This is a genomic window from Acanthopleuribacter pedis (genome assembly GCF_017377855.1).
GTDB classification, from domain to species: Bacteria; Acidobacteriota; Holophagae; order Acanthopleuribacterales; family Acanthopleuribacteraceae; genus Acanthopleuribacter; species Acanthopleuribacter pedis.
This window is the reverse complement of record NZ_JAFREP010000004.1, coordinates 433,314-455,881: the sequence shown is the minus strand read 5'-3', so window position 1 is coordinate 455,881 and position 22,568 is coordinate 433,314. Positions and strand designations below refer to the sequence as shown.

Genomic DNA, 22,568 nt, shown 5'->3' with positions numbered 1-22,568 from the left:
AGTACAAACCAGGGCATCGAAACAATGAACCGGCAAGTCTCCCGACCGGGCACTACACCCGACCCATCCACAATAAAAACAAGCAGTTGACCAACCAGCCCGATTCAACCACGGCTGGGAGCAGGAAAACATAAGCCTCGCGCTCCTTTTCCGTTCCGTATGAAAATAGTGCGCGACGCGCCCATTCGCAAAGGATCCTCCTCAATGCGCCTAACGCAACAGAAGAGCAAGTCCGTTTTCAAGATAATTGACTCTTTCAGGTAACAGCAGAGACAGCGCGAACTACTGATTTGCCACAAGATATTCCCTTTTCAGGAGCAAACCGAAGGTAATCCGCCAACAAACCGTACTTTCGTTGCGAATACGCGCTTTCCTTTGGGTGAAAAAATGGCATAATACCATGTAGATTATTGCTATGAGGTATATTCACACATGTCTGACGTTCAAAACGAAGAGCGCATTTTTGCCGCGGACGAGATGCAGATTCGCAAAGTCGAAGATGACTGGGATGAACCGACCTTGCTTTCACAGGAAGGTATTTTTTTCCTTAAAGATGTTGTCAAAGCGCTTGATCTGAGTCCCGTCAAACTCAAAAAAGAAGCGAAAGAATGCGAAGATTCCTGGGAAGAGATGGGTATTCGCAAAACCTGGACGCACTGGATTGTCCGCATGAAGGTGTTTTCAAAGTGGTACGAAAAGCGTCGCCCAAATCGCATTCAACGCGTGAATCCTGAATGGGACGGTAACGAATTGCTTCAACAAAGAGGCAAGTTCTTCCTTACCGAGGTCTGTGAAAAGATTCCCTTTTCTTCGCATCAGATCCGCTACCAAGCGAAAAAGAACAAAAACGCCAAAATCGAATACGGCATTTGGAAAGAACCAGAATACAGTGCTTTTGTTGTTCAGATGGAGGTTTTTTCCAAATGGGTACGCAAACTCTGGGCAGGCGATTTTTCCTAATCACCCGGCCCCACCCGTTTTCCAAACGCGGATTGAGAGAAGCAGTGGCTCCTGCTTCGCCTCAATCCGCGTTTTTTATTGGGCCGAACCACGTCCTTTTGAACGCACCGCGTACCGACACAACCCCGCGTGCCGGGTATCCGCCGAGCGGCGTCCCTTGATCCATCCAGGCTAGCCCGCATTTCTCACAAGGAATTCTGATACGAAGCCGAAAGCCATGCAATTACGAGGGGGCGGCCATCCGCGGGGCGGCCTTCCTCGGGGCGGCCATCCGCATGACTCAGTCGAACAATACGCAACGTAGCGCTGCTGCGCCGAAGGGCCCCGCCGCGAAGGGTCGGCCCCGCTCCGTTTGCGCTTGGTCATAATCTCCGGACGCACAAGGCTTTCAGCTTCTCGCGACGAACCCTCGTGAGAAATGCGGGCTAGTCAACCAGATAGGAAAACTTTAAAAACACCTGATTGCCCGTGTTCTGCAAATCATCGTTTCGACTGATGCGCGGTCCTCTCGGACCCATTTCGAGAAAGCGGTTGTCGTAATTGCCGTTATAGCCCAAGTAAAAGGCGGTCCAGGGATTGACCTGGTAGGTTAGTAAGAGATCGCCGTTTATGCCACGCCGCCGTGTGGCGGTTGATAGTGCCGCATTGGCACGGATTGATTCGTAATCCCCGATTAACCGCAGCCGCAAGCGACGATTAAACTGCCAATTCAACTTAAGCCGGCTGCTGCGTTGGGACACAATATCGCCACGCCCCATCTGGTCGTCCAACTGATAATAAATCAGTTCCTGCTCCACACGCAGTTGGCTGATCGGCCGCCAGGTGAACTCGCCGTAAAACGAAATTGAATCACCGTTGCTGATCCCAATCTCGTCGGTGGCACCGTAATTCACATCTTCGCCAAATTCGATAAAGGCAAAGGTGGAAAACTTGCGCGCAATGGATGTCTGGATCGATGCACCGAGGTAACCCGTGCGGAAGGTGGTATTTTCAGGAACGCCCAACTCGCCTTCACGCAAGGTCTCCCAACGGGTTCGGCCGTACAGAAAGGCCGTGGTTCGCCCTGCACCTTCTACCACCAAGCCGGGCGTGAAAATTTTATCCAGCTCAAGACCCGATTGATCCTCGGTGTATTCGGTTTCCAAATTAAAGCCCCAGGCATTAAAAGGCATATTGTCCGGGCGGAAGCGGTAGGTGCTAAAGCTGTTGAGGCTGCGGTTGTCCGGGCGGTGTTCACGACCTAAAAACGCAAGGGGTGAACTGAAATTTTCGCCAATGTCGATGTAACGCACGGCGGTGGTGAAGTAATTGCCTTGGCGGCGAAACTCAACCCGAACCGCGCTATCATTTTCGCTTTCGGCAGGCGCCACTTCCTCGCCATCCTCGTCCAACTCGCTCGGAAAGGTCACGTTACTGCGTACCGCTTGAAAGCCGACAGACCACTTCGGGTTGAGGCGAAACCGGCCGTCGAACGAATAGATCCGCGCCCGCTCGCCGGCAAACTCGGTATGGGAATAAAACACGCCCAGGTGGCCCTGGTTCAAAACATCGTATTTGAAACGAAGGATCCCGTGGTTGGCGTTGTCATCAAAACCCACCTCGTCGGGTTGCAAGGTTTCGCCTCGCGAGGTGTCGTTGATGAGCAGAGCCCCAAGCGTCGTTTTGCCGAGTTTTCCCGTCAAGCGGGCACCGACTTCCGGCTCACCGATACGACGGGTAAAAGACAAGTTAATCGGTAACCGAAACACATCTCTGTTTTCGGTAAAGAACGGACGCAGTTCGGGGAACCGCAATTCAAAGCGGTTGTTCACGGTAACCTGGGGCGCGTCGGACTCGACCTGACTAAAATCGGGATTGGCGGTTAAATCCAAAACCAGGGACTCGCGGAACACGATTTTCCCGTCGGCGCCCGCCTTGTGATCGCCGTCGTCACGGATGTATTCGGCCATGCCACTGGGGCCTTCCAACACTTTGAAGGAGCGAGAAGCCACGTAGGGTAAAAACTGGTAATTGGTTTGCGAGCCGGCTTGCGTTTGAAAACGCAACCGTCCCGCTTGATTCAGGCGGCCCTGCACCGATCGCAGGTATTGCGGCCAGTGAACATCTTCACTCAGGCGCACAATATTGCGGCTAAACATCACGCCCCATTCTTGTTCCGGCTTCGAGGCAAACCGCAAACTGCGAAAGGGAATCGCCATCAGCACCATAAAACCTTTTTTGGTCAGGGTCCCCTCGGAGCGCCAAATGGTGTGAAAGGAACGATCTTCACCGACCGATTCAATGTAAATGCCGTCGCGCTGGACCCCGCGTGCGTTGCAGGTAAACACATAAGCGCGGCGCTGATCGTTGTAGGTATCCAGCAACAGGCTGACGGTATCGTCCTCACCCACTTCCTCGCGCGGCGCCATGCCGTGGCGAATCGCATCGGGCGCCTCGTCAAAAACCACAAACACGGCGTAAAACGCGTGGCTGTCGTAACCTAAATAAACCTCGGTACGTTGCGTTGCCGGCTCGCCCTCACGCGGCGAACGTTGGGAGAAACCGGTGGACTGAATCATGGTCGCGGCCAGCTCACTGCTCGGTCGCATGCCGGCAAAATCAGCCAGCTCGGGCGGGCGGGTTAAAAGGGGAATCTCCAGGTCGGTTCCCGCGAAGGCCCACGCGGACCCGGGACAGAGCAGCAAACACGCGCCCAGCAACCATGCGACCATCGTTCTCGCCATGCTTTTTTGGTTTCTCACCCTGGTTAATCCTCAATCCAACAGCGCTTTAGCAGAAATTCACGGTTCACCGCGCCGAGGCATGCGTTCTATCACGAGACACCCATGGGGTCTGTCCCTGTTCCGTCAAAAGATGCAACCTTCTCAGAAGGACCTGGACGGGGCGTTGATCCCGTTGATGAAGTGATTTTGAGAAGGATTTGTCAACGAAGCTCGGTTTTTTTCGGTCGTGGGGGTGCATTCGAAAACCGCGATAACCGCATTGTTTTCAAAGGCCGCGCCTTTACCATCCGCGTCTGGCCCTTGTGACGTCCGCCCCTTACCACCAACCCAAAGGTTCGTTGCAGTTAATCCACACCCAAAATCCAGAAAAGAAACCCTTTAGGCTTACTCTTTCGCAGGGGATTCGCTTTTCGTTGGGTGTGAATTTGCGCCACTGGAGTATAGCCGATTTTTTTCGTCGCAACCAGTTGAACCCGTGAAAATTGAGCTTAATGTGAGCAAGGAAGCGCTCACCCGCGCGGATTTGAAATGCGCCGTGTAAATCCACGGTGCCCATGCACCGAAAACCCCTTTGGCCCCCCGGGAACCCGGGTGGAGAATGGGGGCCAAACCGCCCATCTCGGCGGGTCGCGCCGAAATTAGGGGGTTTCGATCAGTTTGTTGATCCCGGGAACACCCGATTCGGGCTCGGGAATGGCTGAAAACAGCCAATCCGCGTAAATACGCGATTCTTGGAACTCGGTTAACCCTTCCTCATCCGACTTAGAACGAATCCCGGTGATTTGCCGGCTGTTGATCTGAAAGGCCGACTGCCGTTCCGGTTCATTTTCCGAATTGCGCTCTTCCTGAACCAAATCTTGGTTCACCTCATCCCCGCCCACGGTCTCCAGCAACCGCCGCGAAGCGCGGTTAAGTTGCCTGACACCGCGCAAGTCGGTGGGGTCCAAGTAGACCAAGGTCCACTCGCCGTCCTCGGTCATGGGGTCGGTATACAACTTGCGCAGGAAACGCGGTTCCTGATCGTTAAGCTCGTCCAAGTCCGAAGGAAAACGGCCGTACTTAATATAGAAGCGTCGGATACCGTCGGCGATGTGTTTCCCGCGGTACATCAGTTCTTGCTCCAACATCCGTTGCCGTGCGGTGCGCAACGGCTGAACCGCCATCGACAGCGCCAAGCTAAGCGTGGTCACCGCGATCACCGCGACCAACAACATGTGACCCTTGCGGCGGGTCGGCCGAAACATCCCGCGCATGCTTCACCACTCGTAATAGAAGGTGCCGTCGAGCGCGCGTTCATCGCTGCCGCTGCGCACATCAAACACGCCCGGCTCGTAACTGCTGTCCTCGTCGCTGTACTCCGATTCGAGTACCTCTTCCCAGGTATCGGCGGAACGGGTGATCGGATCAACCGGAAAATCGCGAAGGTAACCCTCGTCCACCAAGGATTGTAGGCTGTCCGGGTAACGGCCTTTGTCAACGTTGTACTGATCGAGCGTCAACCGAATTTGGGCCAAGTTATGCCGCAAAACCGTTTCCCGCGATTTGCGCGCCGTGTTTTTGTGGGTGGAGGTCGCCAGTCCCGCCAGCATACCCAGCACCGTTAACACGATGATCAATTCCAGCACGGTAAAAGCGCGCCGTCCTCTGTTGTGCCACATGGGTTTCCCTCCTACCATTCGCCGTAGTCTTCGCCGTCCAGCGACACACCGTCGCTCAACGAGTAGACGTCAAACACATTCTCACGACCCCAGCTCTGTGTGTCGGGTTCGTCCTGCACCGAACGCATGCCCCATTCCCGCTCACCGGTCATGGGATCAACCGGAATGCGGCGCAGGAAACGAACCGTCTGGCCGGGATCCTTTTTAAAGGGTACCCCGTCCACCAATTGCTCAAAATCCTTGGGATATCCAAACTGACGCAGATCGCGCACCTCAATCAACCCCTCGTCATGGGCTTTCTTGAAGCGATCAATCGCCGTTCGCATCTCCAAAAGCGCGCGCCGCAATTCCACCTCTTTCTGACGCTTCACCATGTGGCGCGTCGTCGGGAACACCGCCGAAGCCAGCACACCCAACACCACCATGGCCAGGATCAGTTCGAGGAGGGTAAAGCCGCGCCGTTTCACGGGTTCACCTCATAGGTCGCGCTCAACCCCTCGGCCGGCAACAATTCACCCTCGGCGTTTTGCAAGGCCAATTTGATCATTTCCAACTGGCCGTCGCCCGGTTGCTTGGCGCGGAACACAATTTCGGCCAAAATGCCGGAACCGCTAAAGGGTTCGGCCGTGGTCCGTTGCGCCAATACCAAGCTCAGGCGGCCCCGTGAATTATTCCAGGCCGGTCGCAATAAGGGCTGCTGACCACGGGCATCGAAGAACTGACCGATCTGCACCGACTCCGCCTGCAATACCTCGGGGTCAAAGCCGACCACAATTTCACCCGACGACATGGCCTCGACATTGGTCATGAACAGTTGTACCTCAATCACATCGTCCTGACGGCCACTGAGGTTGGGCGGCATGAAGGACAACATGGCCGGCGAGGGCAATGCTTCTTCCGGTTGCGGCTCGTCCGGCGCGTCGTCGCCATTCTCCTCCGGCGGCGGCTCGGACCCCACCGGATACGCCGGTTTAAGCGCTTCCGGTTCTTCCACCGAGGGGCCGCCGCTTGAACGCGGAATCAGGGTGCCGTTCTCGCGCTCCTGTCTTTCCTCCGCCGCTTCTTTGGCCTTGGCGTACAAGGACGACAGACGCAAGCTGCCAACCTCGTAAGGAGCGCGGTCGTTTTCATTGATATCGGAATCGCGGATGATGATCGGGCGAATCGTCATGATGATGTCGGTTTGGGAAATGGTTTTCTCATCGTTGGAAAACAAGCGACCCAATACCGGGATATCGGAAAGGCCGGGAATCCCACTCAATGATTTGCGTTCGTCGTTATTCAACAAGCCGGCCATCACGTTGGTTTCTCCATCCCGCAAACGAATGGTCGTGGTCACCTGGCGTTGCCCTAAGACGGGCTGTAATCCGGCGGATAACACGGATGTCACGCTCAGTTCCATAACCAAGGTAATTTCCTGGTTGAAGTGAACACGCGGCTCAACCTTGATGTTGATGCCCACATCGTTGTAGTTAAACGAGGTCAAGGCCTGGTCACCGACATTGTTAAAACCTTGGTTCCCCGCCAGTTGCGCGCTGGTAAACGAGGTACTGGCAATCGGGATACTCTGCCCGATCTGGATGCTCGCTTTTTCACCACTGGTCACCCGCATCGTCGGGTTGGCAACCTGAGTTGAGTCGCCGTGCTCTTTGAGGAAATCAATCGCCAGCGCGGGCACAACGGTCAGGTAATCGTTGCTGTTCAGGCTGGGGAAAATCCCCCGCAAGCCGTTGGCGTCCGCATCGTCGTCGCTGCGGTCCAGCGGATCGGCAACCACCCCGGCCCGGTACAGCGGCGAGTTCTGGTTGACCGGATTCACCGGCAAAATACCCAGGCGACGGGAGCGGCTTTTGTTAACTTCCAAAAGTTCGACTTCCAGGATCACTTCCGGCTTGGACTTGTCGTTGGCGACAATAATCTGTTCGGCCAGGGCGATTTGTTCTTCCGTACCCTTAACCGTGATCGCGTTCAGCGATTCGTTTTCCGCGTATTCCTTAATCCCACCCAAACGCTGCAAGTGCTGTTTCAAATCCTTGGGCGTGATGTTGGAAAGGTAGAAAGTGCGGATAATTTGGTTGTCGTAGCGGTCGCGATTGTTTTTGTTGTCTTCCAAAATCACCATTGTGTTGTCGTCGATCACCTTAAAAAAGTGGCGGTTCAAGACCATTAAGGTATCGAGCGCCTTGAGGAAATCGAGATTGCGCAGATCGAGGCTGATCTTTTCATCGCGGATTTTGGTGTCCACCACAATGTTGACATCGTAACCGCGACCCAGGGCCGTGTAGATGTCGCGCACCGAGGTGGGTTTGCTGAAAATCAAATCGAGCGCACCCCAGGTACGCGGATTAAGTTGCGGAAGGTTCCCGCTGCCAATGCGATTGGCCGACTCACGACTTTCGCGACGTTCTTCGGCCAGCGCTTTTTCCTGTTCCTGAATCCGCTCGGCCAGCAACCGCGCCTGGCCGTTGCTGGGATCCAGGTTCAGCACCAGTTGGGTTTCGAACTTGGCCTCACCGAGCTGACCCCGCTCGTAGTAATAATTGGCTTTGCGCAGGTGGTCCAGCGCGGCTTTAACCCGCGACCGCTCCAACTCCAATTTGGCTTTGGTGCTTTTGGGATCGTCCTCCAGCACTTCCTGCCAGAGTACGTAGGCTTGGTCCCAATTCTCTCGTTCCGTCGCGTTCAACGCGTCACGGACACTTTTACGTTGAATGCAGCCTCCCGTAATCATCGCGACCACGAGTAGGCCGACGAGGAGGCTTGATTGATAGCGCATGACTGCTCCCGTCATCTATTCAGACTCCAAATTGATCTCGATGCGTTCATTTTGGCGGGTGAACACGAGTTGGACCGTGGGATATTGGAAATCCATCAGTTGGTATTGTTGATCAAAAGTTTCGCCAAGGCCGACCACCAGCAGTTCCTCGTTGAGTTGCACCGCGAATTGGATCAGGCCGTCGTCGTGGCTGGCCAGCACACCGAGCACCTTGCCGGGAAAGGTCGGTTTGGGCGGGGCCGCCGCTTCCGTTTCTTCTTCCGCCGCGGCCTGGGCTTGCGCCTCGACCACCGCCGCCACCCGCGCCTCTTCCAACTCGGCTTGGCGGCGTTGGTGTTCAGCTACCACGCGGGGATCGGGTCCCCCGAACAAAAAGGGATTGCGTTCGGCATCTTCACCTTCACCCACGCCGGCTTCTTTCGGGGCAAAGTTCAATTCAGGCAAACGTTTAATGATTTCCATCGACTTCTCGGCCCGGCTCCGATCCGCGGCATTGACCAGGCTCGGGCCGCCGCTGAAGACGCCGATCTCCGAGGCCCCGCCACCGAAATGCACGTAGAGGTTGCCGAGCACCAAGATTCCGACCACCGCCAACATGACCTTCACACGTTTCTGCTCGTTCATGGGGCGCCGCCTTCAAAATAGGTTGCCAACGAAAGCTCCACATCCACCGCGTTGGCGCGTTCGCTTTCGCCCTGAATCGCCAAACGGGTGATGATCAGGAACATATCCGAAGTTTCCACCTTTTCGACAAAAGCGCGAATGTCGCGATAGCGCCCACGTAGCGGCAGGTCGATTTCGTACAGTTCGAGTTGATCTTCTTTTAAGGGTCGCGTTTTGTAGCGAACCTGATCGAGCGCCAAGCCGTGTTCGGCCGCTTGGCCCGCGAGAAAATCGGAGATCGCCACCACCCGTTCGTCCTTTTGCTTGAGGAAATCGCGACGGAAACGCGTCATCTCGCTCAGGTTGTTGCGGTAGCGTTCCAGTTGTTTGTTGACCAAACCGGAATCCAACTCGCGGCGATCCAATTCCAGCCGCTGCATTTCCAAACGGGATTCGCTATTTTCCAAGATGTGTTGCTCTTCCTGGATCCCAAACGACCAAATCCCCACGCACACCAGCGCCAAGAACCCGGCCGTAACCGCCTGGTAAACCTTGTTGTACAGGAAGTTCTCCATCATGAGCGTCCCCCTTGTTTGCGGTAGGAAAAGGAAATCTCAAAAGTGATTAAGCCGCCGTCCGCCTTCTCGTAGCGCTCCGCTTCAAATTGGACCGCGCGAAAGGCCGGGTGTTCTTGCAAGGCGCGTATGAATTCCAGTTGGCTTTGTTTGGCGCGCGCCTCCGCCTCGAGCACTATTTTTTGGGCACCGTCACTCTGGCGCCGCCGTGACTGGCGCGGTTTAATCGCCAGAATGCGCACGTTGGCGGGAAGTTGTTCTCCCAAATCATCCAGCAGTCCGCCCCAATGGGTGTCAAAACCCGCTTGAATGCTTTGGAACTGGCTGACCTTTTTGCGGTATTCCACCAGGTTGATCTCCGCCAACTCTTTGAGCGCCCGTGCCTGGTTCCGGTCCAGTTCACGACCCTGATCCTCGATGCTGTCGATTTCCGCGTGGGTCAGGGTATTGCGGTGCTTCAACTGATTCCAATGAAACAGCAAGGCCGCGGCCAGCACCAGCAGCAGCGGATTGATCAACCACAAACCGTAAAGCGATTTGCTAGGCCGTTTAAAAGGGTTCGGCGAAAAGTTGACGGAACCGTTCATGCCCGTCCCCCTGCCGCCGCGAGACTGGGTTGCTGAAGCAAGGCCTGGAAACGCGCGAGGCTGTTGCCGCCGAGTTGGGGCACCAAGGTGGTGTCGCGGAATCGCCCCAGTTCAGCGCGCATTGTGGCCAATTGGTCCTGGTGATCTTCCGTCAGCGCCAACAACTTCACCGCGCGTTGCGCCGGTGTCGGTTGCATAAAACCCTCCCAATCGGAGTGAACCAAGGTTTGGATATCGAGCTGTCCGTCTGCCGCCAGGGGGAGACGTCGTGTGCGGAACTGAACAAAACCGCCCTTTTCGTCCATTTCAACCAGAAGGTAAACCTCCCGATAGATTCCGATGGTCACCGCGTTCCAGCCCAACTTGGTTTCGCTGAGCAAGGTTGTCAGCAGGCCGCCAATGTGACCGAGCTGCACACCTTTGTTCTCAAAGAAGGCATAAACCCCTTCAATCCAAGGCTTGGGAAGCGCCATGGTCAGATAGGTCAATTCTTCACTGAGCGGGAAAAAGCGGACCTCGGCGGTCTCCACCGAAAAATTGAGGTAGTGCCTCAGGCCAAATTGCAGGAAGGCACGCGGGTCCTTCTCCGGCTTGTCCAGCTTCAAGCGAAGCGGGTGCAGCAGATCGTCCATAATCAGCAAACCCAGGCGTTTCTCGCCAAAGGCGCGTTCATCGACCATTTCTTCCAAATCATGGGGCGTCGGCAGTTCCCCGCGACAGGTCATCTCACGCGACCAGCCGCCTTGATGGCTGCCGAAACACTGATTGGTATTGAGGTAAATCCAGGCGTTTTTGGTTTTCATGTAGTTGGTCCTGAGGGCGTTGGTTCCATTCGGGTTACTCGATAAAGGTCACTTTGTTGATTTCGTGCAGGCTGGTCACGCCCTGTTTCAGATTGTCGATAGCGGATTGGCGCAGAAACACCATGCCGCTGCGAATCGCCAGCTCTTTGAGCTCACGGATCGGGCGCCGTTCGAGAATCGCCTCGCGCACCTCGTCGTTGAGGCGCAAGGCCTCGGCGATCACCGTCCGTCCGCGGTATCCGGTGCCGTGGCAGGCCATACAACCGCGCCCCTCGTAAAGGGTAACGCCCCGCAGCGTGGCCGGGTCAATCGCCGACATGTCCAATTCTTCCGCCGTGGGTTCGTAGGGACGGCGGCACTGTTTGCAAATCAAACGGATAAGGCGTTGCGCCAGCACCACGTTTAAGGCCGACACAAAGTTGTAGAGGTCGACCCCCATGTTGACAAAACGGCCGATCACATCGATCACGTTGTTGGCGTGAACCGTGGTAAAGACCAGGTGACCCGTCAGCGCCGACTGAATCGCAATTTGCGCCGTTTCCGTGTCACGAATCTCACCCACCATGATTTTGTCCGGGTCGTGGCGCAGGATCGAACGCAGACCGCGCGCGAAGGTAAGCTGTTTCTTTTCGTTGATCGGGATCTGGGTAATACCGGACAACTGGTATTCAACCGGGTCCTCAATCGTAATGATTTTGTCCTCGGTATTGCGAATTTCGGAAATACAGGCATACAGCGTGGTGGTTTTACCGGAACCGGTCGGCCCGGTCACCAACACCATGCCATAGGGTTCCCGAATGCTTTGCCGGAAGTCACGCAGAACTTGACCCTCAAAACCGAGGTTCGGCAGGTTCAGGTTTTTGAGATCGGAATTGGCCGATTCTTTATCGAGGATACGGATGACCGCGTTTTCGCCGTGGATGGTCGGCATGATCGACACACGAAAGTCGATGGCGCGCCCTTTGATCTTGAGCTTAAACCGACCATCCTGAGGAACCCGCTTCTCCGCGATGTCCAATTCACTCATCACCTTGATGCGCGAGATCAAGGTGGTGTGGTACTTGCGGTCGAGCGGCTGCATCGCCTCGTAGAGCACGCCGTCGATACGAAACTTGATCAAGACTTTGTCGGCTTCCGATTCAATATGAATATCGGAAGCGCGTCGTTCGAGCGCATTGTAAATGGTGGTATCCACCAAACGGACGAGGGGTGAACCGTCGCGGCCCAGTTTATCGAGATCGATTTCGTCTTCGCCAATGTCGTCGTCTTCACCCGTCGATTGAAAGCCACTCGTCGCTTTTTCCAAAATTTTCTGGGAGCTTTCCGACTCATCGAGGATCGCGTCGATACGCACCTTCGGGGCGACCACCAGGGTGATGCGTTTTTTGGCCAGCAGCTCCAGTTCCTCAATTTGGTTCAGCAGTCCTTCATCGCCAAACGCCAATTTGAGTTGGTTCCCCTCCTGACCAAGCGGCACAACCTTGAACCGCGACATCAACTGAAAAGGGATGAGCGCGAGGGTTTCGCGGTCGAGTTTGAAACCCGCCAAGTCGGTGAACGGTAGTTTGTGCGCTTCCGCCAACGCGTGTGCTTGTTCGACGGCAATGGGTTCGGCCATAAAAAGAACACTCCTGGGGCGAGTCGCTTAGCGACCCATAAGTTCGTAGCTGTTAAACATCGGCAGGTACATCGCGAGCACGAGGAAGGCGATGAGGAGGCCGACAAACAGCAGGACGACCGGCGCGATCAGGTTGGAAATCATTTCGAGCATGTCTTCCGCTTGCTCCTCGCCGTTGTCGGCAAGGTAATCGAGCATTTCTTCGAGCGTGCCTGTCTCCTCGCCGACACGCACCATTTCACCTACCGAATCCCCGAGGAAGGTATGTTCCTCGAGCGCTTCTTGGAACTTGTTGCCGGACTCGACGTCGGCCTGAACCGACTTGAGTTGAATCGCAAGGGCACGCGAGGGAATGGCATTGGAAAGGATGCCGATCGCCTGAGTGAGCGGCACGCCGCCGTTGAGCAACAGCCGCAGGGTGCGGGCAAAAATGTTTTGATTCTGCAGGGTCCACAGGGTGCCGATCAGGGGCAGGCGCCGCAGCAGATTTTCAAGGGTGATGATGCCTTTTTCGGTTTGGGAGGCGACCACCGCGGCAATCACCACCACGAGGCCGGCGACAGAAAACGTGGTGAAATAAGCGTTGATCCATTCGGAGAAGGTCACCACCATTTGGGTCGACCAGGGCAGGGCCTCGTTGCTGTTTTCGTACATCGAGGCGAACTCGGGCATGGCACGAGTTAACATTATATATAGGGCACCCATGGCGGCCAGCAGCAAGATGGCGGGATAGGTAAGCGATTGCATGAACTTTTTGCGGGTGCGGCGTAGGCGTTCTTCTTGCACGATAAACCGTTCGAGCACCTCGACCAGGTTGCCGGATTGTTCGCCGGCGGAGAGCAGCGCCGGGTAATAACGGGGGATAAGGTCGGAGAACGAAGCAAAGGCTTCGGAGAGGGAGACCCCTTTGGTAATTTTTTCGCGGATTTGTTCCAGCAGGTCGCGCAGGTTGGACTTCTTCATGCGGCGCAACAGGATATCGATGCTTTCGAGCACGGGCAAGCCGGCTTTGAGCAGGCCGCGGAATTCGCGATTGAAGAGGATAAAGCGGCGGGCGGGGATTTTGCGGCGCAACCCAAAGCCGCCGAGATCGTACTGGGGTTTAACGGAAAAGACGAAATACCCCTCGTTGGTGTAGTGGCTTTTCACGGATTGGAGGGAGGTGCCGTGGACGACACGTTCGGTGATCTCACCTTCCCCGGAACCGAGTTTCACTTTAAATTGGGCCATAGGTGTTTTTTTCCTGCAAGATGGTGCAAGCGAGCACGATGCGCACAGCGCGCGGAATGGAACGAGGCGGTGCAGAGACAGAGATGAGACGCACGGCACCGCAACAAAGACGAAAAAAGGATCGGCCTCGCGGCAAAAAAGCCGGCGTTTGCGCCACGGGTGAACCCCAAGACGGGGCCGTGGACCCAAAACAAATGTCAGACGAGGCCAAGTCGGGGCATTGTACCATTGTTTTCGGTCGGTTAGGCGGCGAACCACCAAAGGCCCGCAAAGCAAGAGTTGCCAGGCCCGAACGCGGAAGGGCCGAACGCGGATGCGCTGAACGCGGATGCGCTGAACGCGGATGCGCTGAACGCGGATGCGCTGAACGCGGATGCGCCCCAAAAAAGGGTTCGCCCGATCTATGAAGGTAGTGTAAGATAGGCCGGTCGCGCCGCCATAGCTCAGTTGGTAGAGTGACGGATTCGTAACCCGTAGGTCCCCAGTTCGACTCTGGGTGGCGGCACTTTAGAAGAAATATCGCGAACTTTGGTCGCTTTTCGGAAGCCAGCCCTTATCGGCTGGCTTTTCTGTCTTCACACCAACTTAAACAACTATATTAAAAAGACTTAATCGCCAGAACGAAACAAGCGCGCCGCCTTCATCCCACCAAAACCGGCCTGCTTTGTGGTTACCAAAACAGCGCGAAATACGGCCGAATTTCTGCCCGATTTCGGTACTTTATCGGTTTTATCGGAAAGCAAACCCATTTTTGGTTACAACCAGATAACCTTGGTTATGACCAAAAACCAAAAAGTTCGAAACGGGTTCGCCCCAGCGGTTTTGGTTTCTGACGACCGAGTTCGAAAACAACGCGGCAAGCTGGAGCCAACCAGCAAAAGTTAGTCATTTTCCAAACCTCGCCATCTAAACAAGCTACGACCCGATACACCAAATAGCCCCTCAACGAGAACCAGGGTTTGACCCCGCCTCCCGCTAAAAAGGGAAAATTCGTTGAACCAGCTAGTACAGGACTGACCATTGAACACCCCCTCTAAACCGGGAATGGATTCTCATGCCCTTTAAAATGCAGTGCTCCTATCGAGGTTTCGGCAGGTTAGGGTTACACGTGGCTCAATTTCCGATGCAAATCTTGCGATTTAGTGGCTCACTTTTGGCTGCAATCCACCAGCCCAAATCGGTTCGAAGAGATTCTCGCCCTCTGATGGTCCACTGAATCGGGGAAGCCCCATTATTCTTTTCGGGAAAACAAGAGATAATTCAACCAAGCGGTGTTTTGAAATAATATCGCCCATTTTTTTGACACTCAAATCTTAATCGAAACTATTCTATGTGACCGGGATATATCTCACTGAATAGATCTTGAAAAGAGTCGAAAGGCTCGGTCAGTTTATAAAATCTTTCGGCGTGTTCCTGGTTAGCATAGGCATGATTTAGGTACGGGGTCTTGAAATGAAAAACGCCGCAATCGTCAATACGATTACGGCGTTTTTACACTTTTTCGCTAGATCAGCGGTAAATGATTACCATGCGTTGGCATGCTGGCGAGGCTGACGCTCGCGAGCCTCATTTACATTCAGATTACGGCCATCTAATAGAGCCCCATTAAGGTTTTCAATGGCATCTAATGCCTGATCTCTTTCCGTGAATTTAACAAATCCGAAACCGCGAGAACGACCGGTTTCCCGATCCGTAACAATGTGGACATCTTCAACATTGCCATAGACCTCTGTAGCCTCACGCAATTCAACTTCTCCGGTGTTCCAGCTTAGGTTTCCGACAAATAATTTCATTCAATTTCTCCAAGAATTCTTCAAAGGGTTACGGTTAGAACATGAGAACATTCAGCATGGCTCTCGATCCAGACCTTGTGATTTTTTGGGCCAGTTGGCTACGAACTTCATAGGGTTTTAATGATATCCCTGATTATTGATTCAGATGGTTTAAAAACCACTGAAGGAAGATTACTTCCAAAATTGCCGAGCCAAAACTATCCCTTTAAAGAAGATTCCGAAGAAAACAAAAAGGAAAACTAATAAATGAAACGACCTAAACTGGAAACTCTCAACTCACGACGGACACCTTCAATGTTTCGCTCCCAGCATACAAACTCAATACATTTTCAGGTGTGTTTTATACTGAAGCTTCTCCCGAGAAAACTATCTGGGATCATTTTTTGAAGCGGGGAAGCACCTCAGCAAGCTCAGCCATCCTATCGGAAGAACGCTTGCGAGTCAAGGTGAATCAAAAGACCTTCTCTTGATTAGACGATCAAACCAAAGAGCAGAGTGTTGGATAAAAGTGAAACGGGGGAACCGCGACGTGTGGGCAGGGGTATCGCTTGAAAGAGTTTGGTACCTCCGATCCCAATAGTCGAAATGACAAAGTTTCAAAACCACTGAATCAAGAGAGCGAGCACTTTCCCCACAACCGAGCTCACAGCAAATCTCTGGAAATTCAATTCTCCCGGCCTGATTTGTCTCCTCTTCCTGAATTTATTCTCCAGCCAAACAAGACCGTTGCCCACCCCAGGGTCCAAACTGACGCCGTCTCAAGGTATCTTCATCGAATTTAACGGAATCTCTGTTCTCATCGACGAGCCGGCCAACAAGATGAGCCTAGGTTAGAGCTCCAGGGAAACACACCCTTGATTCGAGCCAGTTAGATAGCGCTCTAAGCCTTCACCTTCCAGATCTTTTCATTTTTCGTTCCGAACTATTCTGCTACCATTTCGTCCAGCCCGCGAGGGCTCTGGCACTTTGGGTTCGGTGGTTTGAGATGGATCTGTACCAAAAGGGACTTCGGTTTTTATCTGCTCAGGGTGCATATTTCCCAAAAGAAATATCGCGCCGGGCAGTTCGAAGCGGAAAAAATCGCTGCACTTTTTAAAAAAGCGCGAACTTTGGTCGCGTATCGGAAGCCAGCCTTTACCGGCCGGCTTATTTGTCATCACGACCACCTAAACAGCCGCATTAAAGGGACTTAACCGCAAGGGCAAGCACGGCGCCTGTATCCCATAAAAACACGGGATTGTTCAAACTGCCCGCGAGGTGCAAATGGAGCAACGTACAAATTTAAATAGGTTTCTAACTGGTGTAATTTTGACTGCCGCGATTTGGGTCGCGATTTTTATCCCCTTTACTTTAAAGTCATTTTCCGAGAAACCGGAATCGCCTTTTTTGTTTTTATGGTCTCATACGCGAATGGATTTTTTGCCGGATTACCTTTCGTTTCCTTCCTTCCTTGAGCTACATATCTTCACATGGGTGCTCGCGATTGGGGTTGTTTTCACGAAGATACTCCAAAGAACAGCCAAAAAAGGCGCTGAAATCGTCGAGGGCGCAGCTACGGTTTATTGGAAGCCAAGTCACGAGAGGAAGCACAAAACCTACGCTCTTGTTTTTTTGGCAGAGGCATTTTTCGTCAGCGGACTGATCGTATTTCTGCTTTTTCCGAAGCTGACCTTTATTCAATCGATGCTTGCTCCGGTTATCTTTGCGGTGCTTGTCGCTGGGTTGTACATCCTTAGCGAGAGCATGTAAAACACATAGCCGGCCCGCATTTCTCACAAGGAATTCTGCTACGAAGCCGAGAGCCTTGCGATTACGAGGGGGCAGCCTTCCGCGGGGCGGCCTTCCGCGGGGCGGCCATCCGCATTACGCGGTCGAGCCGCCTTCGCCTCAACTGCTACGCCGAATGGTCGGCCCCCGAATGGTCGGCCCCCGAATGGTCGGCCCCCGAATGGTCGGACCCCGATAGGCCGACCCCCGATAGGTCGACCCCCGATAGGTCGGACCCCGAATGGTCGGACCCCGAATGGTCGGACCCCTGTGCCGTCTCTCGGTCGTCAGCTTCGTACTCACAAGGCTTTATGCTTTTTGGGACCTTTGCTGAGACACCTACCAACACCAGAATGCCCACCCCAAAACAGCCACGCCCTTATTAGGCCGAGGCAATGTTTCCGGGCAGGCACCTACTCAGAGGTCAAGTATTGCAAAGGCATCGTCTTTGGGCTGGTAGTTTAAACGCTCGCGGGCCGTGGTCAGATCCAATCGTTTGTAGCGGTTGTTGGAAACACCGTTGACGATCAGGAACTGGATGCTCGGTGTATCAATGCAAAGGCGCAGTAATTGATTGGCATCCCTGGGACTCAGGTAGGCCGCACGGTCACGGTGGGTCGTGCAATTTAAAAGGGTTAACTCGGGAAGGTAGTTGGCAATGCGTACCGCCACATTCGATAGGTTGTGCTGATACGCAAAATAGGCGCCCATCGCCTCTCCACTGCACTTGCTTACGCCGTAAAGATTGCCTGGCCGAACAGGCTGTCGCTCCTCTGTTTGAACATCGCTGGGATAACCCTCGTTCACCTGGGCACTCGACGCAAAAACAAACCGGGAAACACCTGATTCATAAGCGGCTTGAAGCATATGGTAGGTGCCGACAATGTTGACGGCAACCAGGGGTTCAAACGGGGCATCGGGCAAGGGAATTCCCGCCAGATGGAGAACCGCATCCACGCCGTCACAAGCGCGCCGGCAAGCGCTGAGATCGGTGATGTCCAAAGGCACCCTTTCTCCCTGAATGCCGGCAAGGGCGTGGGTCTGTTGATCGGCCATGCGGAGCTCATAATGCTCTTGCATGGCATGGCAAAATCGGGTACCGATGGTTCCATTAGCACCGGTCACCAAAAGTTTCGTTTTTCGGCTCAAGAAATCACTTCCTCTAATAGTATTAACGCACCAACCATTTATTTACAAATAACCTCTGGATTAAAACACCTTACCATAAACGCTTAGATGTTCAAAGTATCCAACCCCAGACAACAAAAAAACACAAAACACAAAATATCCACCCCCTACTTTGTTCTCCACAAGCAACTGGCTCAAACCTAAGAAGCGCGATAACTCGCGGCGATTTTGGCTAAACCTCTGGGCTGCAACGGTCTGTGAAAATGCTCACCGCACCCAATGGGTGCGCTTCCGCTTTCCCCAAACCATTTCGCTCCAGATCTTTAGCAAAAATCCCTCGCTCTTATCGCGCTTCTTAGGTCAAAACACACAAAGCCCAACGCTCACCACTTCTTTTCACAATAGCTTTATATGCAAACAGAAGGGTTAAAACCTAAAAAAGGGCGAATCGGGTGGGTTCAGTCGCAACAGATATTGGGCGGAATTTGTTGGAAAAGTCGAGACAATAGCCGGGGGAGGGACAAAATCTGAAAGCCCAACCCCCTGCTACCATGAGATACAAAAACGGGGCGCGTCAACTTGGCCCCGCCATTTCTTTTAGGCGCCGGCGAGGATTTTAAAATAGAGCCTTTTTAGGAAACGCTCATCCATGTTCAAACTGGGAAGGTTCGCGATGATGACCCGCTCCCGATTCAAAATATAGTAGTGGCCGCTTTCGGTGTTCCCCGTTTTCTTCCAATAACCAGGATCCATCTTGATCTTTACAAAGGAGAGGTTGTACATCTTCTCTAATCGATTCGCGGCGGCTAAACCTTGGTCGTCCGTGTAAAAAATATAGAGGTTGGCGATATCAAACTCTTCGGCCATTTCCTTGAAATAAGAAACCTCTTGATAACCGGCCACACAAGAAGGGGTCGCCCCTTTCTCCAAAACAACCACAATGCTCGGGTTCTTATCCTGAATAATATGGGGCGCCACAAAACCGTCGCCTTCGGTAAAGGCGAAGCAAGACATCACAAACAGAATGTTTACAACCGAAAAACCCATTACCATTTTCATTTTTTCTTCCTTCAGCATCCTTCTTGCTATTCCCAAGTAAATCCCTTCAACGTGTATACGGGCCATACCTCTTCTTCATCCTCTCGATGCTCAAGGAAATAAACCTTCGAACCATGTGGCCCCAAGAAAACACCATCAAAACGAAAAGCGGGCTTCGTGAGCGTTCCATCAAGACCCACGCGCGCAATCACACTTTTGAAACCCAAGCTGGTCGAAGAATCCGGGGTCATGTAAAAGACCAAAAATTCTTTTTCGTTGTATTTCCACAAACCATAGAAACGAGAAAAGGAGTTCCAGTAACCCATGATCGCTTTTCGCGTACGCTCCTTGGGTAAGCCCTTCTTCGATTGAACCCAATCGGGAGCTGAGAAGTTGATTTTCCCAACAGGCTTAAAGTCATTGGAGTAAGTGTAAATCGTTGGCTCTAGTTGGCCGATTACATGAATGTTCTCATCTTCTGCTACAAAATGTTGGGCGCCACGAAACTGAACCTTTGCATTCACTTCAGAAATCGGACCAAACATGGAATTCTCATCACAAAGTTTATTATCAACAAGCTTACATAAAACGTCACCTCTTTGTGAATGGCCTTGCTCATTCCGCTTCAAGTGCTTGAGCAAAGTAACAAATACGTTCCCTTTTGACGTAGCGTCAACATTAACTTGATAACCCATCTCTCTATTGACATAAGCTCCAGATGCATCAAACATTTGCAACGCGGCGTTGAAGTCAGTCACATAATAGTTCGCGCCATTAAAGACAACCCGCGAAGGGGAATATAATTCGCCCGGATTCTGGCCATGTTTTCCAAATTTCCGAATCAGCTTGCCGGCTTGGTCGAAATGAAAAACGGTACTCTCCGACAACATCGTAATACTTCCATCCGAATGCATCTTCATTTTACCCGGATAAAAGCTTATCTCTCTCTTGATGGGAATTCGCTTTTCAACATCTAACGTCGGCTCTTGAAACATTAAAAACATACAAAGCAAGTACATGTCAGACCTCTCAAACAAGTATCATTTCTCGTCAATAATACGCTTTTAGGGTAACCTGGACAAGCAACTTCGCGCGCGGACTGAATCCTTACAACTCAGGTTTCCGTGCCCCGAGACCACACCAAGGAAACACGAACAAGGCGGACTGATCGAAACGGGACACCCAAGGTGGACTCAGGACGGCAGCGGCCCTAGCGGCCGAATACCCTTCTTGAAGGGCGCATTTCTCCGTCGAAAAGTTCCACCTTCAACATATTCCGGCTCGCTAATGCGGTCCATGCGGAAATGCCGAAAGTCGTCACGCGCGGGATCCCAAGCGACCAAGTACCACAACGGCGGCAAGATCAACATCGCCTGGGGTTCCACAAGCCTTTTGGTCACAATACCTTTCGCATCGCGGTATTGAAAACGCAAAGGGTGTCGCCCAAGAAAAGCGGTCTCGAATGCCGGCAGCAAGCAGGGGTCCATCACCCCCATATCGGATGTATCGACGCGCGGTGAGAGTTCACCGATGTACAAACATTCCAGGAAGCGACGTAAATCTTGGATTTTGTCCGGCGGCAAGGCTTTTTCTATTTTGGCGAGTCCGGCATCGGCAAGCCTTGAAAAAGGCAAGCCACCCGCCGCACGTACCGCGGCCACACTGATCAGCAACGCAAAAACCTCGGCAACCGAAAGACGCGCGGTGGTTTGGACGGATTGCGGATCGAGCCTGAGGCCGCCCCCGCGTCCCGGTTCGGCATGAATGACAAAACCCGCCTCTCGCAAGGCACCGATATCTCGCAGCAAGGTGCGTCTGGAGGCACCCACTTCTTTGGCTAGATCGGCAATGGTCGCCGTTCCGTTGCGGCGGAGAAGGCGCACAATGGCGTCTTGTCTTTGGTGAACATTCATGACCCAAGCATAGCATTCAACCTAACAAGCGCGATAAATCGCGGTGGTTTTCGCTAAACCTCTGGGCTGCAACGGCCTGTGAAAATGCTCACTGCACCCAGCGGGTGCAGTTCCGCTTTTCCCAAGCCATTTCGCTCCAGATCTTTAGCCAAAACCCCTCGCTCATATCGCGCCTCTTAGGTTCAATGGTGTCAGGATTTGGCACCTTTTGGTCTTAGGTTAAGTGCTGTCTCAAGTGCTCCTGCACTGTCCCAACAACTCACCGCCATCAACCCGAGATATCAGCCGCGGCCAAACCAACAACGGTGTTCGCTGCTTGTCTCGACATGACCAAAAGGACATAAAATGTTTTATCCAAACGACTTTCCCCAACCCACCCTCATTTCAGTTAACGAGGTCACCCTCGAAGTTTTTGAAGCGGGACAAGAACACGCGGGCAATCCGATTGTGCTTTGCCACGGCTGGCCGGAGCATGCTTTTTCTTGGCGCTACCAAATGCCGGCACTCGCCGCGGCCGGTTACCACGTGATCGTACCCAATCAACGGGGTTACGGCCGGTCATCCTGCCCGGGCGAGGTAACCGATTACGACCTGGTCCACCTCTCGGGTGACCTGGTCGCTTTGCTGGATCACTTCGGTTACGAGAAGGCGACCTTTATCGGTCATGACTGGGGCGCCTTTGTCGTTTGGGGCCTCGCCATGTTGCACCCCGGCCGCGTCAAAAACCTGATCAACCTCAGCCTGCCTTATCTCGCGCGCGGCGAGAAGCCATGGGTTGCTTTCCTCGAAGAAATCGCCGGGCGTGACCACTACATGGTCCACGTTAACCGGCACCCCGGCGTGGTTGACGCCGTGCTGGAGGAGAACACCGCCCAATTTCTTCGCAATATGTACCGAAAAAACATACCGACCCGAGAACCTCGGCCAGGGGTCGCGCTCAGCCATATCGCAAGGGCGGAAGAACCGGACGGGGCAGCGATCATGAGCGATGAGGAATTGGCGGTGTTTGTCTCAGCTTTTGAGGAAACAGGTTTTACGAGCAGCATCAACTGGTACCGAAACTTGGATCGCAATTGGCACCTCCTGGCCGATGTGGACCCGATCATCAAACACCCCGCGCTCATGATCTATGGCGAACGCGATGAGATCCAAAAAAATGAGCAACTCACCGAGTTCGTACCCAACGTAACGGTACTGAGCTTGGACGCCGGCCATTGGATCCAACAAGAAAGGCCGCAAGAAACCACCAAGGCCGTTTTGGACTGGCTGCACCAACAGGAAAGCGAACTCAGGCGACGAAAAAAGCGCCAAAAGGCGAGCGGAAAGGACAAATAACTGGAAAGCCGCCACACCTGAATTAAAAAAGCACCCAGATGCCACCAAGACAACAGGCTCG

Annotated in this window: 20 protein-coding genes and 1 tRNA gene; 4 read left to right on the top strand and 17 right to left on the bottom strand. The window is 53.4% G+C overall.

All coding sequences use genetic code 11. The features are described from left to right. Window positions 1-432: 432 nt before the first annotated feature. Window positions 433-960 (top strand): hypothetical protein, encoded by a 528-nt coding sequence (locus tag J3U88_RS06635; protein ID WP_207857724.1) that lies wholly within the window; start codon window positions 433-435, stop codon window positions 958-960. Window positions 961-1,385: 425 nt separating this feature from the next. On the opposite strand, the gene J3U88_RS06630 is transcribed toward J3U88_RS06635, so the two are convergent. The 11 genes from J3U88_RS06630 to J3U88_RS06580 all read right to left on the bottom strand — a co-directional run bounded on the left by J3U88_RS06630 (window position 1,386) and on the right by J3U88_RS06580 (window position 13,533). Then, window positions 1,386-3,701 carry a DUF5916 domain-containing protein gene (locus J3U88_RS06630; protein WP_207857722.1) on the bottom strand — a complete coding sequence of 772 codons (2,316 nt, stop codon included), beginning with the start codon at window positions 3,699-3,701 and terminating at the stop codon, window positions 1,386-1,388. A 620-nt stretch (window positions 3,702-4,321) separates the two neighbouring features. Then, window positions 4,322-4,936, bottom strand: coding sequence for a hypothetical protein (locus J3U88_RS06625; protein WP_207857720.1), 615 nt, complete (start codon window positions 4,934-4,936; stop codon window positions 4,322-4,324). 3 nt (window positions 4,937-4,939) lie between these two features. Then, complete coding sequence (locus J3U88_RS06620; RefSeq protein ID WP_207857718.1) at window positions 4,940-5,341, bottom strand: type II secretion system protein; 402 nt, start codon at window positions 5,339-5,341, stop codon at window positions 4,940-4,942. Between the two features lie 11 nt (window positions 5,342-5,352). Next, on the bottom strand, window positions 5,353-5,808 hold the full coding sequence (locus tag J3U88_RS06615) for a prepilin-type N-terminal cleavage/methylation domain-containing protein (RefSeq protein ID WP_207857716.1): 456 nt from the start codon (window positions 5,806-5,808) through the stop codon (window positions 5,353-5,355). Further along, entirely contained in the window at window positions 5,805-8,117 is a 2,313-nt protein-coding gene (locus J3U88_RS06610; protein WP_207857714.1) for a cohesin domain-containing protein, read from the bottom strand. The genes J3U88_RS06615 and J3U88_RS06610 overlap by 4 nt, the downstream gene beginning before the upstream one ends. Before the next feature lie 15 nt (window positions 8,118-8,132). Further along, on the bottom strand, window positions 8,133-8,741 hold the full coding sequence (locus J3U88_RS06605) for a hypothetical protein (RefSeq protein WP_207857712.1): 609 nt from the start codon (window positions 8,739-8,741) through the stop codon (window positions 8,133-8,135). Beyond that, a complete protein-coding gene (gene pilO, locus J3U88_RS06600; protein ID WP_207857711.1) occupies window positions 8,738-9,298 on the bottom strand; it encodes a type 4a pilus biogenesis protein PilO in 561 nt (186 codons plus the stop codon). Before pilO ends, J3U88_RS06605 begins: the two co-directional genes overlap by 4 nt. After that, complete coding sequence (locus J3U88_RS06595) at window positions 9,295-9,882, bottom strand: hypothetical protein (protein WP_207857709.1); 588 nt, start codon at window positions 9,880-9,882, stop codon at window positions 9,295-9,297. Before J3U88_RS06595 ends, pilO begins: the two co-directional genes overlap by 4 nt. Continuing rightward, entirely contained in the window at window positions 9,879-10,685 is an 807-nt protein-coding gene (locus J3U88_RS06590) for a hypothetical protein (RefSeq protein ID WP_207857708.1), read from the bottom strand. The genes J3U88_RS06595 and J3U88_RS06590 overlap by 4 nt, the downstream gene beginning before the upstream one ends. A 34-nt stretch (window positions 10,686-10,719) precedes the next feature. Next, window positions 10,720-12,303 (bottom strand): GspE/PulE family protein, encoded by a 1,584-nt coding sequence (locus J3U88_RS06585; protein ID WP_207857707.1) that lies wholly within the window; start codon window positions 12,301-12,303, stop codon window positions 10,720-10,722. 27 nt (window positions 12,304-12,330) lie between these two features. Then, entirely contained in the window at window positions 12,331-13,533 is a 1,203-nt protein-coding gene (locus tag J3U88_RS06580) for a type II secretion system F family protein (protein ID WP_207857706.1), read from the bottom strand. 432 nt (window positions 13,534-13,965) lie between these two features. Between J3U88_RS06580 and J3U88_RS06575 the strand changes: the two genes are divergently transcribed. Continuing rightward, window positions 13,966-14,038 (top strand) — tRNA-Thr (locus J3U88_RS06575). 1,018 nt (window positions 14,039-15,056) lie between these two features. Here the strand turns inward: J3U88_RS06575 and J3U88_RS06570 are convergent. Then, a complete protein-coding gene (locus J3U88_RS06570) occupies window positions 15,057-15,326 on the bottom strand; it encodes an RNA recognition motif domain-containing protein (RefSeq protein ID WP_207857705.1) in 270 nt (89 codons plus the stop codon). A 1,263-nt stretch (window positions 15,327-16,589) separates the two neighbouring features. On the opposite strand from J3U88_RS06570, the gene J3U88_RS06565 reads away from it, so the two are divergent. Then, the gene (locus tag J3U88_RS06565) at window positions 16,590-17,075 is read left to right on the top strand and encodes a hypothetical protein (protein WP_207857704.1); all 486 of its coding nucleotides are present in this window, start codon (window positions 16,590-16,592) and stop codon (window positions 17,073-17,075) included. A gap of 145 nt (window positions 17,076-17,220) precedes the next feature. On the opposite strand, the gene J3U88_RS35235 is transcribed toward J3U88_RS06565, so the two are convergent. The 5 genes from J3U88_RS35235 to J3U88_RS06545 all read right to left on the bottom strand — a co-directional run bounded on the left by J3U88_RS35235 (window position 17,221) and on the right by J3U88_RS06545 (window position 21,172). Next, window positions 17,221-17,442, bottom strand: coding sequence for a pentapeptide repeat-containing protein (locus J3U88_RS35235; RefSeq protein ID WP_423842037.1), 222 nt, complete (start codon window positions 17,440-17,442; stop codon window positions 17,221-17,223). A 68-nt stretch (window positions 17,443-17,510) separates the two neighbouring features. Continuing rightward, on the bottom strand, window positions 17,511-18,218 hold the full coding sequence (locus J3U88_RS06560; RefSeq protein WP_341535174.1) for an NAD-dependent epimerase/dehydratase family protein: 708 nt from the start codon (window positions 18,216-18,218) through the stop codon (window positions 17,511-17,513). Between the two features lie 600 nt (window positions 18,219-18,818). Beyond that, window positions 18,819-19,280 carry a hypothetical protein gene (locus J3U88_RS06555; RefSeq protein ID WP_207857702.1) on the bottom strand — a complete coding sequence of 154 codons (462 nt, stop codon included), beginning with the start codon at window positions 19,278-19,280 and terminating at the stop codon, window positions 18,819-18,821. Between the two features lie 26 nt (window positions 19,281-19,306). Further along, the gene (locus J3U88_RS06550) at window positions 19,307-20,278 is read right to left on the bottom strand and encodes a 6-bladed beta-propeller (protein ID WP_207857701.1); all 972 of its coding nucleotides are present in this window, start codon (window positions 20,276-20,278) and stop codon (window positions 19,307-19,309) included. A gap of 174 nt (window positions 20,279-20,452) precedes the next feature. After that, window positions 20,453-21,172, bottom strand: a complete 720-nt coding sequence (locus J3U88_RS06545) for a helix-turn-helix transcriptional regulator (RefSeq protein WP_243435806.1) — start codon at window positions 21,170-21,172, stop codon at window positions 20,453-20,455. Between the two features lie 345 nt (window positions 21,173-21,517). On the opposite strand from J3U88_RS06545, the gene J3U88_RS06540 reads away from it, so the two are divergent. After that, window positions 21,518-22,507, top strand: a complete 990-nt coding sequence (locus J3U88_RS06540; protein WP_207857697.1) for an alpha/beta fold hydrolase — start codon at window positions 21,518-21,520, stop codon at window positions 22,505-22,507. Window positions 22,508-22,568 lie beyond the last annotated feature (61 nt).

What these genes read in the sequence shown, in the direction of transcription:
- pilO (WP_207857711.1), bottom strand. Translation starts at nt 9,298, where the DNA reads ATGATGGAGAACTTCCTGTACAACAAGGTTTACCAGGCGGTTACGGCC.
- J3U88_RS06625 (WP_207857720.1), bottom strand. Translation starts at nt 4,936, where the DNA reads ATGCGCGGGATGTTTCGGCCGACCCGCCGCAAGGGTCACATGTTGTTG.
- J3U88_RS06565 (WP_207857704.1), top strand. Translation starts at nt 16,590, where the DNA reads ATGGAGCAACGTACAAATTTAAATAGGTTTCTAACTGGTGTAATTTTG.
- J3U88_RS06550 (WP_207857701.1), bottom strand. Translation starts at nt 20,278, where the DNA reads ATGTACTTGCTTTGTATGTTTTTAATGTTTCAAGAGCCGACGTTAGAT.
- J3U88_RS06595 (WP_207857709.1), bottom strand. Translation starts at nt 9,882, where the DNA reads ATGAACGGTTCCGTCAACTTTTCGCCGAACCCTTTTAAACGGCCTAGC.
- J3U88_RS06580 (WP_207857706.1), bottom strand. Translation starts at nt 13,533, where the DNA reads ATGGCCCAATTTAAAGTGAAACTCGGTTCCGGGGAAGGTGAGATCACC.
- J3U88_RS06620 (WP_207857718.1), bottom strand. Translation starts at nt 5,341, where the DNA reads ATGTGGCACAACAGAGGACGGCGCGCTTTTACCGTGCTGGAATTGATC.
- J3U88_RS06545 (WP_243435806.1), bottom strand. Translation starts at nt 21,172, where the DNA reads ATGAATGTTCACCAAAGACAAGACGCCATTGTGCGCCTTCTCCGCCGC.
- J3U88_RS06590 (WP_207857708.1), bottom strand. Translation starts at nt 10,685, where the DNA reads ATGAAAACCAAAAACGCCTGGATTTACCTCAATACCAATCAGTGTTTC.
- J3U88_RS06555 (WP_207857702.1), bottom strand. Translation starts at nt 19,280, where the DNA reads ATGAAAATGGTAATGGGTTTTTCGGTTGTAAACATTCTGTTTGTGATG.
- J3U88_RS06585 (WP_207857707.1), bottom strand. Translation starts at nt 12,303, where the DNA reads ATGGCCGAACCCATTGCCGTCGAACAAGCACACGCGTTGGCGGAAGCG.
- J3U88_RS06570 (WP_207857705.1), bottom strand. Translation starts at nt 15,326, where the DNA reads ATGAAATTATTTGTCGGAAACCTAAGCTGGAACACCGGAGAAGTTGAA.
- J3U88_RS06605 (WP_207857712.1), bottom strand. Translation starts at nt 8,741, where the DNA reads ATGAACGAGCAGAAACGTGTGAAGGTCATGTTGGCGGTGGTCGGAATC.
- J3U88_RS06610 (WP_207857714.1), bottom strand. Translation starts at nt 8,117, where the DNA reads ATGCGCTATCAATCAAGCCTCCTCGTCGGCCTACTCGTGGTCGCGATG.
- J3U88_RS06540 (WP_207857697.1), top strand. Translation starts at nt 21,518, where the DNA reads ATGTTTTATCCAAACGACTTTCCCCAACCCACCCTCATTTCAGTTAAC.
- J3U88_RS06635 (WP_207857724.1), top strand. Translation starts at nt 433, where the DNA reads ATGTCTGACGTTCAAAACGAAGAGCGCATTTTTGCCGCGGACGAGATG.